The organism is Nodosilinea sp. FACHB-131 (assembly GCF_014695395.1).
GTDB lineage: Bacteria > Cyanobacteriota > Cyanobacteriia > Phormidesmidales > Phormidesmidaceae > Nodosilinea.
Map to the genome: position 1 here is coordinate 173,241 of NZ_JACJOF010000038.1, position 17,077 is coordinate 190,317.

Here is a 17,077-nt window from a genome sequence, read left to right on the forward strand (position 1 = left end):
TGAGCACCTAAGCCTGTGAAGGGTGACTACGGCAAATTGCTCTACAGCAGCAAAGGATTACGTTGCTCCAGGAAAGCCCGGCGCGATGACAGCGACGGTGTAACCATGCGATCGAACGAGTTGTGCAGCTGCACCGAAGTGTTGCGCCGCTGCACCAACGCATTGAGCCGCAACAGCAACGGTGCGCAGGGAAACTGGACATTGGGCAACGACACATCCCTCCTGGGACCCCAGGATGTAGGGTGGACGCAGCCTACATCCCATACATTTGGTTAGCAGGTTTTCCCTTGCCGTGGTTAGAAAGCTGGTAGGCGAGGCGCTTGGGGGTTAAGCATTGAGGCGGAAGCCCTATCCTTTGCCTGAGTGGGACGGTGGGCAGTGCCCACCCTACGAGGCGGCGGTAGCTTTTTGCTCAGTTCACCACGGTGCTGCCGTGAGCGCGAGGATCGTCATTGACGGCACTCTGCCGCGACAGAAAATCGCCCTCTACCTCTGAAGCTCGGCCAAAGGTTTGCCGGTGGGGCAGGGGAGCCTGGGCGATCAGCGCATCTAGGTTGTCACTGAGAATCTGCCGGGGCTGTTCACCCACGGCGGTAGCAATCGGGTGGGCGTCAGCTCCCATGTAGACAAAGTGGGGAATGCCCTCAACGCGGTAGGCCAGCATTTCGGGCAGCCACTTGTTGTTGTCGATGTTAAGCATGACGAAATTGACGCGATCGCCATACCCCTGGCGCAGCTCAGCCATGTCGCCCGCCATGGCCTGGCAGCTGGTGCACCAGTTGGCATAAAACTCTAGCAGCGTGGGCTTACCGTTGGTTTGGGCCACCTCGTAGGGCACGGCACTGGCGGCCAGTTCGCTCAGCGAAGGCGTGGTCGATTGGGTGCGAATTCCTAAGACCATGGCGATCGCCAGCCCGATGGCTGCGATCGCGACCACCAAATTGCGGGCGCGGCTCGAAGGAAATTCCGTAGGGCTAGGGGAATTGTCTGGCATAGGGCGACGGCAATCTCAGCATTCGATGAAGGTAGGACAGGCTGGCTCTCCGGTTAGGATGGAAGCAGCCCGCTAACATTTAGTGTAAAAGAATCGGGGTGTAGAGGCGGCCATGAAAAAACGGGTCAAGCTAATTTTCCCCAAGCGGTCGGTGCACATGCCGATTACCTACCGACTGGCCAAAGATTTCAATATTGCTGCCAACATTATTCGTGCCCAGGTCGCCCCCAACCAAGTGGGCACCCTGGTGGTCGAGCTGTCGGGCGACATCGACCAGCTCAACGACGCCGTTGACTGGTTAGAGGTGCAGGGTATTGAGGTGTCGAGCGCCAGCGGCGAAATTGTCGTCGACGAAGACCTCTGCGTCCACTGCGGTCTGTGTACTGGAGTTTGCCCCACCCGCGCCCTCACCCTCGACCCAGAAACCTACCGGCTAACTTTTGCGCGATCGCGCTGCATTGTCTGCGAGCAGTGCGTGCCTACCTGCCCCGTGCAGGCCATTTCCACCAATCTTTAGCTGTCCCCTGCGAGGCGATCGCCATGAGACCCGGCCGCTCCCTGTCTACCGTGCTCCAGAGCCACTGGCTCTCATGGACGCTCTTGATCATGGCCTACGCTACCTACGGTGGGTTTTTGCACCACAACGAGACATCTCCCACGGGCTGGGCCGTGAGCGCTCTGCTGGCGATTTGGGGGGCTTGGGCGATTACCCTAGGCTGGCCCAAAATGCGGCAGCTCCTGCTGCTGGGCTTTCAGTCTGATCTGGGCTATTTCATCATGGCGCTCGCCCTCGCCTCGCTGGCCGTGGCAGCCGTCAGCCAGTTTCAGCGGTTCGCCTACTTCGTCATGCTCATTGCCGTGTCGCTGCTGGCCCGAGTCGACAATTTAATCGCTGGCTATAGAGACAGGGTGGCCTTTGTTTGGCTGTCAGCCCTAGCGCTTCTGGGGCTAGCCCTGAGCTGGCTACCCGTCCTGTTGCGATCGGCCACAATTCCTGGCGCACCCCTCTAAGCTCTCAACAAGATAAATGTCGGCTTACCCCAATCTCAGCTCCTCAGAATCGTAATGGTGTCCACCTCCTCGGTGCCCCATCGCTGTGTAGGATGGTTAACAGCTCCTTGCCAACTGTATACAATTGCGCCTGCTGGGCAGACAACTTTCAATCAAATCGGGCGCGCAAGCAAGACTGGGGAGTCATGGTTCTTTTGACGCTAGCTAGAGGGTTAAGGTATGACGGTGGCCACCACGCAATCGATTCCGGCTTTTTGCGAAGGCATTCAGCACTTTGGGGAGCTGCCTCCCGAGTTCGCGGCCTATGGTCAGTCGGCGGCGATCGCCCCAGAGCAAACCGCCGTGTCTTCCCCCAGCGAGCCGGTAGCCGTCTACCAGACCCTGCTGGCTGCCGATGCGCTGCGCTACCTCACCCTACAAGTCACCGCCAGCAAAGAGTCGGGCCACCCCGGCGGGTTTGCGAGTATTGCTGAGGCGATCGCCTCCCTAGTCATGTTGGGCCACAAAAACATCATTACCGAGGTCGGCCACCACGCCCCCGGCTTCTACAGCAATGTGTTTTTGGATCGCTCCCTAGAGGATATGGGGATTGAAACCGTACAGCAGCTGTGCGATCGCTTTCGCGAGACCCACGGTCTGCTAGGTCACCTGTCTGGCCAAATTCCCGGCCTGCTCAACCCCGCCGGACCGCTGGGTCAGGGCCAGCACTTCGCCATGGTCGGAGCCAAGCTGCACCCCGGCGTCCTGTTTCCCGTCACCATCGGCGATGGGGGGCTGGGCGAACCCTACATCATGAGCAGCTTTGGCCACTTCAATACCGCCTACCCCACCGTTACCAATTTTCTACCCATCCTGGTGTGGAATGGCTACAGCCAGGAGCACCACAGCATGGTCTCGACCAAGTCCAACCAGGCCATGATCGACTACTGGCGCGGCAACGGCTTCCAAGAGGTAATACTGGTCGATGCCAAAGACTTCGACGATGCCAACCAGCCTGGCGATTACGTAGACAGTACTGCCTTCTCCTTTCCCCAGCGGTTTGCCTTTACCCAAGCCGTGCTCGAAGCCACTGATAAAGCGGCCAAGCTCGCTCTGGGCGGCACCCTCAGCGTGCTGATCGTCAAACAGCTTAAGGGGGCCGGTGTCCACAAGCGCGGCGCTCAGTCCCACAACCTCTACCCCGGCGACTCCCTCCAGCGCGACTACATCGTCAGCGCCCTCACCACCCGCGCCCTGCATCCCGACGCCTGGGCGCTGGTGCGCACCAACTATGAGCGTTCCATGGGCGGTCCTGGCGCTAAAACAGCGGTCACAGAATCAGTACTGCCCCTGGCCGATCTGGGTTCTCTGCCCCTCAACGAATTTCCTGTTGGGGGTGACAAGCAGGTGGCCACCACGGCCATGGGTGCTCTGGTGGGCTATGTGGGTCAGCAAGATGCGCAGTTTGTAGTCACTAACGCCGACGGCAACGCCGCCTCCGGCATCAACAACATCAACCAGGCGCTCAAAATCATTCACCCCACCACCGACGCCACCTACTTCCAGCAGCCCCAGGGTCAGGTGTACGAACCCCTTAGCGAAGACGCCTGCGCTGGGCTCGCCGCTGCCCAGGCCCTGTTTGGCGCTCGCACTCTCTGGTGCTCCTACGAATCTTTTGCGATCAATGGCCTGCCAATTTGGCAGACTGTCACCCAAGCGATGGCCGAGTTGCGCCGCCCGACTCCGTCTACGATCGCCCTGTTTACCGCTGGAGCCTTGGAACAGGGCCGCAATGGCTGGACTCACCAGCGCCCTGAGGTGGAGAACTATTTTGCGGGCATGCTGCGCAACGGCAACGTGTACGCGCTCTTTCCCACCGACGCCAACAGCATTCAGGTGTGCTACGACTGGGCTTTGGCGACTCGTAACAAAGGCATCACGATCACGGCCAGCAAGTCGCCCCTGCCCGTTCGCACCACCTTTGAGCAGACCCGCCGCGCCCTAGCCGAGGGAGCGGTAACCTTGACCAGCATCGCTGGCGATAAAACCGTTGTGTTTGCCGTGATCGGCGATATGACTCTGATACCTGTTTTTGAGGCGGCTGAACAGTTAGCGGTTAAGGGCATTGGCAGCCGCATTGTGTCAGTGGTCAATCCCCGTCAGCTCTATCGCCCTACCGACGTTGCTTGGGATATGTGCTCTGAGCCGGACAGTAGTTTCTTGGACGACGCTGGGTTCGAGCGGCTCTTTGGTGGCGACGTGCTGATTGGGGTGACGGGGGGGTCGAGCGCCATGCTCGAACCCATCATGCTGCGCAGTACTGCTCCTCGCGACACCTTTTGCTGGAGACGGGGCGAAACCACCGCCAGCGCTGGTCAGATTATGGCGCTCAACGGCCTTACCGCCGACGAGTTTGTAGCCAGGTCTACGGCGCTGCTAGGCTAAGGTCTGATCCAGCCGTCCGTGTGGCCATAGCGGCCCCAAAAACAAAAATAGCCGATGGCTTAGTAGAGTCGAAGCCGTCGGCTATTTTTGTTTTGCTAATCCCGAATTTCAGTTGGGTTATCCCCAACGGGATGGGGAGTTTTATTCTCCAGCAGCCGGCGCTGAGTCTTGGGCTCGAATGTAGTTGAGCACTTCAGTAGAGGGAAAGAGTCGCACCTGTTGAAGTTGAGCGTCGAGTTCAGGATCGCTGTTGCTGGTCATGGTAGCCAGCAACCACTCGAGCGAAAGCACTTGTACCACAATGCCGGCGGCGGCTTCGGCATCAGACTCCTCGTAGCGATCGAGCAGCGTTTGCAGATCGTTGCGCGAGAAAAACATGGGCAGTGATGCCTGGCCATCCTGATTGATGGTCAGGTAAGGACCGTCTGCCCCCTGGCGAGCTATGAACAGGGGCACCCCTTGAAAATTGGACTGGAGCGCGATCGCTGTATCCAACTCATCGCCAATGGGAAGATACAGCAGCGGCACCTTCTCTTCATCGCCGAGGACTGTCTCTTGGTACAGGGTACCGAGATCCACCAGAGCCACCTCAGCGCTGGGATCTTCTTCTTGAGCGCGGGTCAAAAACTCTTCAGCCGCCTCGCCATCAATAAACACTACGGGCACCTTAACTTCCTGATCATCGACCTCGGCCGCAGCGGTGAGAGGTTGACCGTCAGAGTTCAAAATTACAAAGACCGGCACCTGCTCAAGTTTGTCAACAATGGCCTCTTCGCCCAAAGCGGTGGCGGGTAGAGGCATCGTCAGACTCCCCCCCAGCAAGCTGCCGCTAACCAGGGTCATTAGGGGAAGAGGCCGTAGAAGGGAAGAAAAGAGGTGTTTCATAGGGTGTTTCTGCGTAGCGTAACGGCAAAGAAGCAGGCGGATTATCGTCAATATCCTGACTATAAATACTACAAACCAACAGTATGTTTTGTGGCTCCCTGTGACAGTCCTACTATCTGCCTAAAGCAAGCCACTATACTCAAAATCGGGATGACAGGATTTGAACCTGCGACATCCTGCTCCCAAAGCAGGCGCGCTACCAAGCTGCGCTACATCCCGTAGACCAACATGCCCACCAGTATAGCCTGCTTTTCTGCTGGTACAGCATGGCTCATGCCTAGATGAACGTCCTTATCAATACAGGTTCCCTATGGCTAGCCCAGCCTATCCCCTTGAGCAGCTGCCTGGTTTGAGTGCCGCCCATGCTCAAGGGATGGCCCAGCTGGGCTTAACAAGCACTGACCAACTCCGTCGCTATGGGGCCACAGTAGACCATCGCCAAATCCTGGCCAAAAAAATGCAGGTGCCCCTGCGCTACGTCACTAAGTGGGTGATTTTGGCAGAATTGGCTCGGGTGCCAGCCGTGGGTTGTGAGTTTAACGGGCTGCTGCTGCACGCTGGCATTATCTCAGTGGCGCAGCTGGCTGATGCTACGGCCCAAGGGCTTTATACCCGGCTGCGGCGGCTACATGTGGCTACTCTGCAGCGCAACGACCTGTGCCCTACCCCTGACCAAGTCAGTCTCTGGATTCAACAGGCCAAAGCCCTTGCTCGCTCAGCCTAAATTCAGAAGACAGACGGCATTCTCAGGATTGTTAGCTGGTTGAAATTTTTGATGTGGCTTGGGGCATGACCTGCCGACTGGTTAACACTTTGCTGATCGCTCTGCGCCCTATGCTGGCCCTAATCCGGGTACCAAAACATGCCCTTGATGCCTTCGGGATCGGGCATAAAACCTAGACCCTTATAAAACTCAACCACCTGCGGGTCAGCAAATAACGTCACGTTGCTAATATCTTCGCTGCGCAGTTTTTTGATCAGCTGGCGCATAAGCTCTTTGCCTAAACCACGCCCTTGAAAGTCAGGATGCACAACTACATCCCAGATCGTGGCGTTAAAGGCGTGGTCAGAGGTAGCGCGAGAAAAGCCGACTAGGCGGCGCCGCGCGCCGCGCTGCTCCCACATGGTGACAACTAAATAGCTGTGCTGAATGGCTTTTTTAACTTTGCGAATGGGGCGGCGGGCCCAGCCCACAGCGTTGCACAACTCTTCGAGTTCGTAGAGGTCAAGGTCGCGATCGGTGCTAAACACGATGGTTGACCCTTCACCCTGCTCAGGCAGAGCTTCTAAGACGGTACCTGCCGACCTTGTTTCTCCGGACGCAGCGCCATCAGATCCGACAAAAAGACTTTTCCAAAAACCCATGCAGGTCCTGTCTGATAATGAAGTGGCACAACGCTCAGCAGTATAAGTCAAGCACCTCAATAGCGCGGCACATTGGCTACGGCTAAGGGTTAGACTTAAAAGCCTGACGACCGTTTCTCATAGTATATCCCCATAAAATCCCTATGCTTCTGGTAATACTGGAGATTTATGTGGGCTGCAGGAGGGCTCTGTCTTAAGGAGTGTGTAGGCGATCGCAGCCTGAGCCTTCAAGGTGCGCTGTAGTTCCTTTGGGTGTCTGCCGCCGCTGCCCCAGTACTTAGGAGGTTCCCCCGACGACAACGGTGGCCAAAAGCGTTAGGACGGGGATAGATTCTTGCTTTTGCTAGGGTTTCCTGATGCGGCAAATGCTAACGTTACCTCCATGGAGTTCCATCCTTCCCACCATGGCCGCTGGCTTAAACCCCTCAACGGTTGAGCTGTTGAAGCGCTTCAACCGAGCTTTCCCTCAATTTTATGAGCAGTTCGTCAGCAGCGAGATTCAGCTGCAAAACTTGCGCTTGGCCTACCAGCTCTATAAGCAGCGCAAGGCTGTGCTCGACATTAAGCCCGAGGGCAACAAAAGCGCGCTGCACTTTGTCTATCGCAACCAATCATTTTTGCTGAGCGACATTTTTGGGGTGCTAGCGGCCTACGGGCTGACCATTCACAATCTCAGTCTCTACGGGCAGATCTATCCGCCCATGCTGGTGTTTATTAAGTTGGTAGTGTCTCGAGGGGGTAAGGCCCTCAGCCCTAAGACTACTGACAATGTCTGCCGCGCTATTCAAGAAACTCTGGCGGGACATTTTGAAGTAGAAGAAATGCTGACCGTGGAGTTCAACCTCAATGCCGGGCTCGAACGGGTAGAGACAGAGTTTTACGTGGATCCAGTTTTTCATCTGCCGGCGCTACTAATCGAAGCTGACAACCAGCCAGGACTTTTTTATAAGGTGATGTACGCCATCTGGCAAGAAGATCTGCTAGTAGTTAACGCCAACCTATTGGTGTGGCGGGGGCGTACTCGGCTCATTCTTTACTTACTTGGGCCCAACGAGAGCCTGATTCCGGACTACTTGGGGCAAAAAATTGCTGAGGGCATGCGCTACCGCTTAATGAGCTAGGGTACGATGGTCATAGCCCGGCCTCAGAGGCCATGACCCTATGGCCACCGCCACAGTCTTTGGTGTACCCCACTATTATCAGCTCACCAACGAGGGTGAGGCCCCGCCTCTAGTTTTTATTCACGGCTGGTTGCTCAGCCATCGGTATTGGCAACCGCTAATTGATGGGCTGCGTATTGATTACCCCTGCCTGTCCTACGACCTGCGGGGATTTGGCGAATCTCGCCACGGCCTTGAGCACCACATCCCAGGTATTCCTGCTGCTGCCCAATGCTGGGGAGCTTCGGGATCGCCCTACGGTTTGGGGGCCTATGCCCGTGACTTAGCGGCGCTGCTAGAGCAGCTCAACCTGGGCCCGGTGTGGCTAGTGGGCCATTCTCTTGGCGGTAGCCTGGCGCTGTGGATGGCCCACTGCTACCCGCAACTGGTGCAGGGAGTGGTCTGTCTGAATGCGGGCGGTGGTCTTTACCTGGACCGGGAGTTTCAGCAGTTTCGCCAGGCGGGTCAGTACATTGTGGGCTGGCGACGACCTTGGTTAGGGCGATTGCCGCTGCTGCCGCTGCTGCTCACCCGCATGATGGTGCACCAGCCGTTGGACTACCGCTGGGGCCGCGATCGCTGCCTCGATCTGCTCCAGGCAGACCCCGCCGCTGCCCTGGGCTCCCTGCTAGAATCAACCACCGAAGCTGAAGTGCACCTGCTGCCCCGGCTAGTGGCTACGCTCAAGCAGCCGGTGTACTTTATCGCGGGTCGCCAAGACCAAGTCATGAACCTGCGCTATGTGCACCACTTAGCAGGCTATCTCCAAGGTGGCTGCCCAGGAGAACTTCCGGTCATTGAAATTGAAAACTGCGGCCATTTGGCCATGCTAGAACAGCCTCAGATGGTCACTCAAGCACTGCGAAGTATTCTCAAAACCCACTGCTTCAATTCAGAAAGAGCTGATCGCAATGGGGAAAAAGATTCTCAATTTTGCCAGGGCTAGCGCATGAAGCGATGGCCAGAACCCATGACGAATTTTAATCACGTACAAAACAAAAGAGATGCCGACGACTGGCCGTGTTTCGTCTCGGCATCTCTTCTGGTTCGCTCCTCACACATTTATACTATAGGCCTGCTCTAGGAAAATGTCACCCCCTAAAACCTGGTTGAACGAACAGTTTTTCTTATGGAAATTTAGGGGTAAAGCTGCCCGGTGGGGCGATCGCCTTATCATGCAACCTATTAGCTGGCTACAGGGCTTTAGAGAGATAGCAAACTGAGCTCAACTAACTAAGCTGTTTAATAGAAAGAATAAGAGAAAGGATCCGTAGAATGTCGCCGGTTAGCTAAAGGTGCTACGGGAAATTACGGGATCTCTGTATTAGTATTGGATGGTTTACGTAACCTTCACGATGACAAATTTACACGAGTCTGAAACAAGTCAGGTTTGCTGCTGTTGCAGAACTGTTTGAACTGGAGGAAGCGTTTAAATTCGAGAACCCATGCCCGTTGTGATGAGGCCAGTCGATAGCGGCTGATAACCCGCCTGTTCCCGATGGAGTGGTAGTCTACCCAGTGAGTGCTGCTGACATTACTCACTCGTCCTGAGCGATCGCACCTACCCTTTGCCCCATGGTCACGGTCTGTACCGTTTAGCCCAGCTATTGCTATGCAATCATCTCCTCGCTCCGACAATGCCCGACCGTTCTTGACCTGGCAGCGTATTACCGACTGGGCCCATGCCCACTATAGGGCCAGAACCTTTAATAAAGACGAGCGCATTCCCGCTCGCTCTGGGCTGCTATACCTAGTTGAGCGGGGCTCCGTGCGACTGGTGGGCAGCGCCCAGGGTGCTGAGATGGCTCCGGAGTTGGCTGGCCCAGAGCTAGATGAATCCGGCGATGACGATACCGTCGACGGGTTAGCGGTCGGGTTAAGTGAAGAGGCATTTCTAGGGTTTGTCGGGGCTGGTCAGCCCTTTGAAATTGTGGCTCAGTCGCCCTTCCTGCTGCAAAGTTTTGCCCACGTCGATCAGACCACCGTGATTTGGTTGTACTGGAGCGATCTTGACAATTGGCCTCACTTTCGGCGAGAGGTGCTCGACGCCTTTCGCTACCAACACCAGCGCAAGCTGCTGTGGCTAAGCACCCTGGGCCAGCGGCGCACGATTGATCGCCTGCTCGGCTTTCTCACCCTGCTAATTGAAGAATTTGGCGAGCCCTACGAGTCTGGCTACTACCTGCCCTGGTCCCTCACCCACGCCCAGATTGGCAGCGCCATTGGTTCCACTCGGGTGACGGTGACCCGGCTGATGGGCAAGCTGCGCCAGCGCAAGCTGATTCACATTCACAAAGATGGCTTGATTGCGATTCCAGGCGACCCAGCAACAATCCGGGAGGCATAGGTAGGCTGGCCTCGTGCGGAAATCCTCTAAGGGCTGAGGTTAAGTGGCTCTGGCGGTGGAGCGGTGGGCTTGGTGCCGTTCTTGTCAGTCCCGTTCTTCTCCGCGCCTATGGGTTTGAAGTTTAGGGGTAGGTTGGTGAACTGGGGCAAAATCTCAGCGGTAAAAGCAGCGGCGGCCTTAGAACGATAACGGTTGGGGTTAAAGATCACTGACAGGGTGCGGTTGACAACCACTGCATCGATCTTGGCCCGGTGCAGTACCCCCATCTGCAACTCTTTCTCGATCGCTGAGTTCGACACAAAGGCCACTCCCAACCCTGACTGCACAGCGGTTTTAATCGCCTCAATGGAGTTGAGCTCCATCTCAATTTTGAGACGGCGGGTTTCGATGCCGCAGCGGGTCAGTACCTGGTCGATCACCTTACGAATGGTTGACTGCGAATCCAGGGCGATGAAGTGCAGCTTGTAGAGGTCTTCTCGCTGAATCACTGCTTGACTGGCCAGCGGATGATACATCGGCATGATCAGTGCGAGTTCGTCCTCGGCGTAGGGCACTCTTTCTAAAGAGTCCTGTAGTTCGGGAGGCAGTTCGCCACCAATAATCGCTAGGTCAACCTGGCCATTGGCCACACTCCAGGCCGTGCGGCGGGTGGAGTGCACATGCAGCTGCACCGCCACATCGGCGTACTTTTGGCGAAAGAGGCCAATCATGCGGGGTAGCAAGTAAGTGCCGGTAGTTTGGCTGGCGCCGATAATCAAGGTGCCCCCCTGCAAGTTTTGCAGATCCTCAATGGCGCGGCAGGTCTCCTGACACAAGCTCAGGATGCGATCGCCGTAGCTCAGTAGCAAATGCCCGGCCTCGGTGAGCTGCGCCCGTCGTCCACCCCGATCAAACAGCGGCACATCTAGCTGGCGCTCTAGGTTTTGCACCTGAAGGCTGACCGCTGGCTGAGACACGTATAAACTGTCTGCCGCTCGTTTGAAGCTGCCCTCCGCTGCAATAGCTTTGAGAATACGCAGCTGATCGAGGGTAAAGGGAAGGTCAGACATGGGCATTAACCCTAACGTACGATAATCCTGGGCTGCCAACAAACCATGATAGTAATACAGGCTACTCCCCGTGGTGCCACCGCACCACCCCTGGGTAAACTAATGACCCAAGCTCATGCCTTTTAAGGCCGGTGCTGAATTAAGTCTGCCATCCCTAGATTACTTGGTTCGGGACACTCAACACCAAAATTTAGAGCGAGACCCTAAGGATTTATGAAACGTCAGGTGATCCAGAATGTCCTGAATTTGCCCGGCATCTCTGGGATGGCGCTCATTGACGGACGCAACCGCCCCTTTTTCTTTGGGCCAGACATCAGCCTCAACTCCCATCAACAGGATGCCCTCGCCCAGGGTATTCAGCAGGTGGTCGAAACCACTCCCGCCCATTTCGACACGTTTACCTTTCGCTTTGCCAATCAGCTGGCCCACATCTACAAGCTCGATCAGGGCCTAATTTTGCTGGTGCTCATCACCGACCAGATGCCCCTAGCCGACTATCGTACGGCCATTAGTCAGCTCAAAGCCACCCTGGTAGAAGCTCCCCACAACGCAGTGCCGACCTTTCGACTGCTGGCTGGCTGCGTCACCCTCAGCGGTGCTGGCACGGTTCCTGGGGCTGCGGCCCCTCCGCTGGAGCCTGCGGCCCCTAAGCGGGGTACCCTAACTCCAAGTTGCCAAGAGGTCATTGCGGCCCTCAACCACCTCAGCGATGGCGCTACCCAATATCTGGGAAAAACCATGGTCATCAATACTTGGAAGCAGTCTCGCCCGGCTCACCCCTGGCTAGAGCAGTTTGAGATTCAAAAGGATGGCCACTTTACTGTCGCCGCCGATGGTCGAGCGCCTCTAACGGCAGAACAACACCAGTGGATGAAAGAGTGGGTGACAGCGTTTTTGGGGCGCGGCGGCAGAACTATCCGCAATTTTCAAACCCTGGCTACTGGTCAAACCCTTACCCCTCAGGAGCAGGGCCTTTTGCTGGGGCCTCTATCCAATGGCTAGCTAGGCATAGGCGTCAGCAGAGCCCTATGGCTGTCGCTATGCGCTTAACCGATGACCAGGCTCTTTCCTCTATATCCTTACCCCCGTTGTACCCATGTCCAAAACTGTTCGCCTAGAGCCTATTGCCCAAGAAACCTCCGTTGAAACCAACGGCAACCTGCTTTCAGTACTTCTAAACAAAGATTTAGATGTGCTTAAGGAGTGCGGTGGCCGAGGTATGTGCGCTACTTGCCACATCTACGTGCAGTCGGGTATGGAGGCTCTGACGCCGATCAACCGTCGCGAGCAGCGCACCCTGGAGGTCATTACCTCCTGCAAACCCAATTCGCGCTTGGCCTGCCAAGCCCGAGTGGTGAACAATGGTGTCATCGTCGAGCTACCGCCGGGGATGTACGTCAATTCGCTCCAAGATATTGAAGCTCTGATTGGCCGCCGGGCTGACCAGGATCTGCTGCACCCGATTACCGGTGAGGTGCTGGTAGAGCAGGGCAAGCTAATTACGCGATCGACGATGGCCCAGCTCGAGAGCACCGCTAGTTTTAAAGTGGGCGAATTCTTTAGTCAGAGCAAAGATTTGTAGGCTTAGGCCTGTAGGCTGAGGGGCGATGCCGAACCCCAGAAAACATCTGTTATGGTAAGGCAATGCCGTAGTTGAGTTTTATACCAACCCCCTATGGACCCTGCCCCTCCCCTGAGTGCTCGCCATGAGCAGGTGCTTCAGGCCACCATTCGTCACTACATTGCCACAGCAGAGCCGGTTGGGTCACGGGCCTTAGCCCAGGAATATAACTTGCGGGTTAGCCCAGCTACGGTGCGCAACACCATGGGCTTGCTCGAGAAATATGGGCTGCTATATCAGCCCCATACCTCATCAGGGCGAGTGCCCTCTGATTTTGGCTATCGACTCTACGTAGACCGGCTGATGTCGCCGTCGGCCCGGGTGGGTCGCCGGGTGGATGCAGCATTGTCAGAAGAGTTGCGCTGGATGGGCCGTAGCCTGGAGTCGCTGTTGAAGGAGGCAACCCAGATTTTGGCTCAGATCAGTGGCTACCTGGCTCTGGTAACCGTGCCCCAAGCCAACACCGTACTCATTCGCCATATTCAGCTGGTGGTAGTAGATGGGGGGCAGGTGCTGATGGTGGTGGTGCTCGACTCGTTGGCGACCCAGTCGGTAGTAGTGCAGTTGCCAGCAGTCTTGGGTTCGGCTACGTCGGGAGCGGCCAGAGAACCCGGTCGGCGGGATCTAGAGATTTTGTCTAACTTTTTGACCCACCACCTGCGGGGGCGGCCCTTGGCCGATGTAACTACCCTCAATTGGGGCGATCTCGATGCTGAATTTGAGTATTACGGCGTGCTGTTGTGCCAGGCGCTGGGGGATTTGGCGCAGCGATCGCAGGCCGCCGAAACTCCTCAGCTGGTGATTAGCGGCCTGGCTGAGGTGCTGCGCCAGCCCGAGTTTTCTGATGCTCAGCGCATTCAGTCGATTGTGCGTCTGCTGGAAGAAGACCAGTCGCAGCTGTGGCCGTTGTTTTTTGCCACCCCACCCGTGGCAACTCAGACGCTGAAGGGCGTAGACGTTAAAGTGTGGATTGGAGCTGAAAATCCTTTAGAGCCAATGCAGGGCTGTGCTTTGGTGGTGTCTAACTACACCCGCCACGATACTTCCATCGGCAGTGTGGGGGTGTTGGGGCCGACCCGGATGGTGTACGAAAATGCGGTAGCGGTGGTCAAGGCGGCGGCTGACTACCTCTCTACTGCCCTAAGCGAATAGGGTATCCCTGAGAGTAGCCCGAGCCAGGATGGGGAAACCGTGATCATTACAGAGCTACTGGCCATTTTGTCGATCGCGGCGGCAACGGGGCTGCGGCTGGCGCTGCCGCTGCTGCTGATTGGCCTGCTGTCTGGCTCTCAGCTCTGGTCTAATGTGCCCCTGCTGTCACGATTGCCCCCGGCTTTGGTGTTGGGGGTACTGGTGAGCTGGTCAATGGCCGAGCTGATGCTTTCGAAGAGCAGTAACAGCCAGCGATTTTTTCAGGGTCTAGAGCTGATATTGAGCCCTGGTGTCGGCGCTCTTGCAGGGTTGGGGGTGGCTCGGACCTTTGGCCTGGAGGGCTGGCTCTACCCCCTGATTGGACTAATCAGCGCCCTGCTGGCCTTGGTGATTCAGCTGTTGCAGATGGGGCTGTTTTTTCGGCCTCGTCGCCCACCCCTGTGGAGCTTTTTTGTAGTTGACGGGCTGTGCATAGTGCTCGCCATACTGGCCTTTGATGCCCCTAAACAGGGAGGCATCATTGCGCTGCTACTGCTGTGGCTGGTGATTCGCACCTCGTATCTGTGGCAGCGTTGGCCCCGGCGATCGCGGTCCTAAAGAATGCCCACAAAATGCAGCGGGCCACGGCCGCTAACCAGCTCTAGCAGCAGGGCTAAAAAGCCTACCATAGCCAGTCGCCCATTCCATACCTCGGCGACGGGGGTTAGACCCCATGCCGATCGCTCTTGGGGGTAAATTTTGACTTTTTTGTCGGGCTGCACTACGTCGGAGAAGAGCTGGCGTGGAGCTTCTAAAGCCTCAGTGACCATGTCGGCCATGTCGGCGATGAATCGAGGATGGGTGTTGAGGGCGGGCACGCGGTGAAATCCATGAATGCCGGCTTCTTCAGCGATTTCGCGGTACTCAATGTCGATCTCTTGCAGGGTCTCAATGTGCTCGGAGACAAAGCTGATGGGGACTACCACTAAGTCTTTTACCCCTTGCTGGGCAAGCTGCTCGATCGCATCTTCGGTGTAGGGCTGGAGCCACTCGACGGGCCCAACCCGACTCTGGTAAGCCAGAGTGTGGGGGTTGGGGCGGTTGAGCGATCGCATGATCAGCTCGGTGCAGTGCTCGATCTCGCGCTGGTAGGGATCGCCGGCTTCTTCGACGTAGCTGACGGGCACCCCGTGGGCGCTAAAGAAAATGTGGGCTTGGTCAGGATTTTCAAGTTTGTCAAGCTCTTGGGCAATCAGGTCGGCCATGGCTTCGCTATAGCCGGGGCGCTCGTACCAGGAGGGAATAGCGGTGTAGACAATGCGCTGGAGAGCCGGGTCTTCGAGCCACAACCGCTCCAGCAGACGAAAGCTGGAGCCGCTGGTGCTGATTGAGAACTGAGGATATAGGGGCAGCACCACCAGCTTTTCAACCCCGTCGCGCTTGATTTGAGCCACAGCCTCTTCGGTGAAGGGGTACCAGTAGCGCATGCCGATGTAGATATTGGCCTCGGTGCCTTTGTCAGCCAGCACCTGCTTGAGGGCGTCGGCCTGTTCTTCGGTGATGCGGCGCAGGGGCGAGCCACCGCCAATCTGCTGGTAGTTGGCCTGCGACTGTTTGGCACGCGAGCTCGAAATCAACCACGCCAGGGGCCGCTGCAGCCAGGGGAAGGGCAAGCGAATAATTTCTGGATCGGCAAACAGGTTAAACAAAAAGGGGCGAACGTCGTCGGGCTGCTCTGGCCCCCCCAGATTTAGTAATAAGACCCCAACACGACCCATGGCACTGTAGTGGCTCTAAAGTAAGTACTCATACCCCAATTATTCTACAAGCTGAATGAACGGTTTCCGACGTTGATGGCTTCCCCCGCCGCTTTAGATGACGCGATCGCAGCGCTCAACAACCGCCTCAAAGCCGCCCGCCTGGGGCTCCAGGTCGAGCGTCGGGGCGATCGCCTCAGCCTGCGAGGCACCCTACCCCCCCGCCCCGACAGCGGCAAAACTCGGCCTCACCAGCAGCGCATTCCCCTCAGGCTGCCCGCTACCCCAGCCGGGCTCAAGCAGATTGAGCGCGAGGCCAAAGTGATTGCTGCCCAGCTGATCGAGCGCCGATTTAGCTGGGCCAACTATTTGGCTCCAGGGGCAGAGGGCCAGCCGGAGACAATGCCCCTAGCTGACCGAATCGCCCAGTTTGAGGCCCACCTGATGGCGCAACCCTGCGCTGATGTCGCCGCCATGGCCTCGCGCAAAACCACCTGGGACAAAGCCTACGCCCCCTATCTCAAAAAGCTGTTGATGCAGGCTGAGCAGCAGCCCCGCCAGCCGCTAGAGGCGACTATCATGGCCACCCTAAAGACCTTGTCGCCCCAATCCCGTAGCCGTCAGGTGGCCTGCACGGCCCTAAAAGCCTTTGCCGATTTTCAAGAGCTGGCCTTACCCGACGATTTCGAGAAGCTGGCTGGCACCTACGGCAACAGCAAGGCCCAGCGACGGCTCTTACCCTCCGATGAGGTCATTGTGGAATGGTGCGATCGCATCCCCAACCCCGCCTGGCGCTATGTATATGGGGTGATGGCCACCTACGGCTTGCGCAATCACGAAGTCTTTTTCTGTGACTACCAAGACCTGCGCCAGGGCGATCCTGAGGGTCGGATTACGGTACTCGAAACGACCAAAACGGGGCTTCACGACGTGTGGCCCTTCTATCCAGAGTGGATCGAGCGCTTTGACCTGCGTCAGGGCACCCTACCGCCCATCAACACCGAGCTGGCTCATACCACCCTTCAGCGGATTGGTCAGCAGGTGGCGATTCAGTTTAAGCGCTACGGGGTACCGTTCTCACCCTACGACCTGCGCCACGCTTGGGCCGTACGCACCATTCACTTTGGCCTGCCTGACACCGTGGCGGCCCGCATGATGGGGCACTCGGTGGCGATTCACAATCGCACCTACCACCGCTGGATCACCCACCGCGACCAGCGGGCGGCCGTGCAGGCGGCTCTGCAGCGTGGCACTTGGCAGACCCCTTTGTAGCGAAAGCGGTAGAGAAAATGAATCCTTAACGATATGCTAAGAAACATTTAGCTCAGTTTGA

At 57.0% G+C, this 17,077-nt stretch carries 18 protein-coding genes and 1 tRNA gene; 12 read left to right on the forward strand and 7 right to left on the reverse strand.

The features are described 5' to 3' along the window. Positions 1–41 precede the first annotated feature (41 nt). On the reverse strand, positions 42–209 hold the full coding sequence (locus H6F75_RS25225; RefSeq protein ID WP_190755690.1) for a hypothetical protein: 168 nt from the start codon (positions 207–209) through the stop codon (positions 42–44). Between the two features lie 203 nt (positions 210–412). Then, complete coding sequence (locus tag H6F75_RS25230) at positions 413–994, reverse strand: thioredoxin family protein (RefSeq protein ID WP_190755692.1); 582 nt, start codon at positions 992–994, stop codon at positions 413–415. Positions 995–1,106: 112 nt separating this feature from the next. Between H6F75_RS25230 and H6F75_RS25235 the strand changes: the two genes are divergently transcribed. The 3 genes from H6F75_RS25235 to H6F75_RS25245 all read left to right on the forward strand — a co-directional run bounded on the left by H6F75_RS25235 (position 1,107) and on the right by H6F75_RS25245 (position 4,429). Further along, on the forward strand, positions 1,107–1,511 hold the full coding sequence (locus tag H6F75_RS25235; protein ID WP_190625038.1) for an NIL domain-containing protein: 405 nt from the start codon (positions 1,107–1,109) through the stop codon (positions 1,509–1,511). A 23-nt stretch (positions 1,512–1,534) separates the two neighbouring features. Continuing rightward, a complete protein-coding gene (locus tag H6F75_RS25240) occupies positions 1,535–2,005 on the forward strand; it encodes a hypothetical protein (protein WP_190755694.1) in 471 nt (156 codons plus the stop codon). A 219-nt stretch (positions 2,006–2,224) separates the two neighbouring features. Continuing rightward, positions 2,225–4,429 carry a phosphoketolase gene (locus tag H6F75_RS25245; protein WP_190755696.1) on the forward strand — a complete coding sequence of 735 codons (2,205 nt, stop codon included), beginning with the start codon at positions 2,225–2,227 and terminating at the stop codon, positions 4,427–4,429. 141 nt (positions 4,430–4,570) lie between these two features. Here the strand turns inward: H6F75_RS25245 and H6F75_RS25250 are convergent, their stop codons facing one another. Beyond that, positions 4,571–5,314: a Tic22 family protein gene (locus tag H6F75_RS25250; protein ID WP_190755698.1), complete on the reverse strand. Its 744-nt coding sequence runs from the start codon at positions 5,312–5,314 to the stop codon at positions 4,571–4,573. Positions 5,315–5,459: 145 nt separating this feature from the next. After that, positions 5,460–5,533, reverse strand: a tRNA-Pro gene (locus tag H6F75_RS25255). 91 nt (positions 5,534–5,624) lie between these two features. On the opposite strand from H6F75_RS25255, the gene H6F75_RS25260 reads away from it, so the two are divergent. Beyond that, positions 5,625–6,038: a DUF4332 domain-containing protein gene (locus H6F75_RS25260; RefSeq protein WP_190755701.1), complete on the forward strand. Its 414-nt coding sequence runs from the start codon at positions 5,625–5,627 to the stop codon at positions 6,036–6,038. Positions 6,039–6,157: 119 nt separating this feature from the next. Here the strand turns inward: H6F75_RS25260 and H6F75_RS25265 are convergent, their stop codons facing one another. After that, entirely contained in the window at positions 6,158–6,679 is a 522-nt protein-coding gene (locus tag H6F75_RS25265) for a GNAT family N-acetyltransferase (protein ID WP_190755702.1), read from the reverse strand. Positions 6,680–7,083: 404 nt separating this feature from the next. Here H6F75_RS25265 and H6F75_RS25270 point away from each other — a divergent pair, with 404 nt between their 5' ends. The 3 genes from H6F75_RS25270 (at position 7,084) to H6F75_RS25280 (ending at position 10,186) form a co-directional block, all read left to right on the forward strand. Then, positions 7,084–7,800, forward strand: coding sequence for a hypothetical protein (locus H6F75_RS25270; RefSeq protein ID WP_073607212.1), 717 nt, complete (start codon positions 7,084–7,086; stop codon positions 7,798–7,800). A gap of 40 nt (positions 7,801–7,840) precedes the next feature. Then, positions 7,841–8,785, forward strand: a complete 945-nt coding sequence (locus H6F75_RS25275) for an alpha/beta hydrolase (RefSeq protein ID WP_190755703.1) — start codon at positions 7,841–7,843, stop codon at positions 8,783–8,785. A gap of 666 nt (positions 8,786–9,451) precedes the next feature. Further along, positions 9,452–10,186 carry a Crp/Fnr family transcriptional regulator gene (locus tag H6F75_RS25280; RefSeq protein ID WP_190755705.1) on the forward strand — a complete coding sequence of 245 codons (735 nt, stop codon included), beginning with the start codon at positions 9,452–9,454 and terminating at the stop codon, positions 10,184–10,186. A gap of 26 nt (positions 10,187–10,212) precedes the next feature. Here the strand turns inward: H6F75_RS25280 and H6F75_RS25285 are convergent, their stop codons facing one another. Further along, the gene (locus H6F75_RS25285; protein WP_190755707.1) at positions 10,213–11,235 is read right to left on the reverse strand and encodes a LysR family transcriptional regulator; all 1,023 of its coding nucleotides are present in this window, start codon (positions 11,233–11,235) and stop codon (positions 10,213–10,215) included. A 213-nt stretch (positions 11,236–11,448) separates the two neighbouring features. Here H6F75_RS25285 and H6F75_RS25290 point away from each other — a divergent pair, with 213 nt between their 5' ends. The 4 genes from H6F75_RS25290 to H6F75_RS25305 all read left to right on the forward strand — a co-directional run bounded on the left by H6F75_RS25290 (position 11,449) and on the right by H6F75_RS25305 (position 14,605). Next, the gene (locus H6F75_RS25290; protein WP_190755709.1) at positions 11,449–12,237 is read left to right on the forward strand and encodes a hypothetical protein; all 789 of its coding nucleotides are present in this window, start codon (positions 11,449–11,451) and stop codon (positions 12,235–12,237) included. Positions 12,238–12,331: 94 nt separating this feature from the next. Further along, positions 12,332–12,817, forward strand: a complete 486-nt coding sequence (locus H6F75_RS25295) for a 2Fe-2S iron-sulfur cluster-binding protein (RefSeq protein WP_190755711.1) — start codon at positions 12,332–12,334, stop codon at positions 12,815–12,817. Between the two features lie 93 nt (positions 12,818–12,910). Next, positions 12,911–14,008 (forward strand): heat-inducible transcriptional repressor HrcA, encoded by a 1,098-nt coding sequence (gene hrcA, locus H6F75_RS25300; protein WP_190755713.1) that lies wholly within the window; start codon positions 12,911–12,913, stop codon positions 14,006–14,008. Positions 14,009–14,047: 39 nt separating this feature from the next. After that, a complete protein-coding gene (locus H6F75_RS25305; RefSeq protein ID WP_190755715.1) occupies positions 14,048–14,605 on the forward strand; it encodes a DUF4126 family protein in 558 nt (185 codons plus the stop codon). On the opposite strand, the gene hemH is transcribed toward H6F75_RS25305, so the two are convergent. After that, on the reverse strand, positions 14,602–15,765 hold the full coding sequence (gene hemH, locus H6F75_RS25310; protein ID WP_190515366.1) for a ferrochelatase: 1,164 nt from the start codon (positions 15,763–15,765) through the stop codon (positions 14,602–14,604). The two genes, H6F75_RS25305 and hemH, sit on opposite strands and share 4 nt — an antisense overlap. A 75-nt stretch (positions 15,766–15,840) precedes the next feature. Here hemH and H6F75_RS25315 point away from each other — a divergent pair, with 75 nt between their 5' ends. Beyond that, the gene (locus H6F75_RS25315) at positions 15,841–17,016 is read left to right on the forward strand and encodes a site-specific integrase (RefSeq protein ID WP_190755717.1); all 1,176 of its coding nucleotides are present in this window, start codon (positions 15,841–15,843) and stop codon (positions 17,014–17,016) included. Positions 17,017–17,077 lie beyond the last annotated feature (61 nt).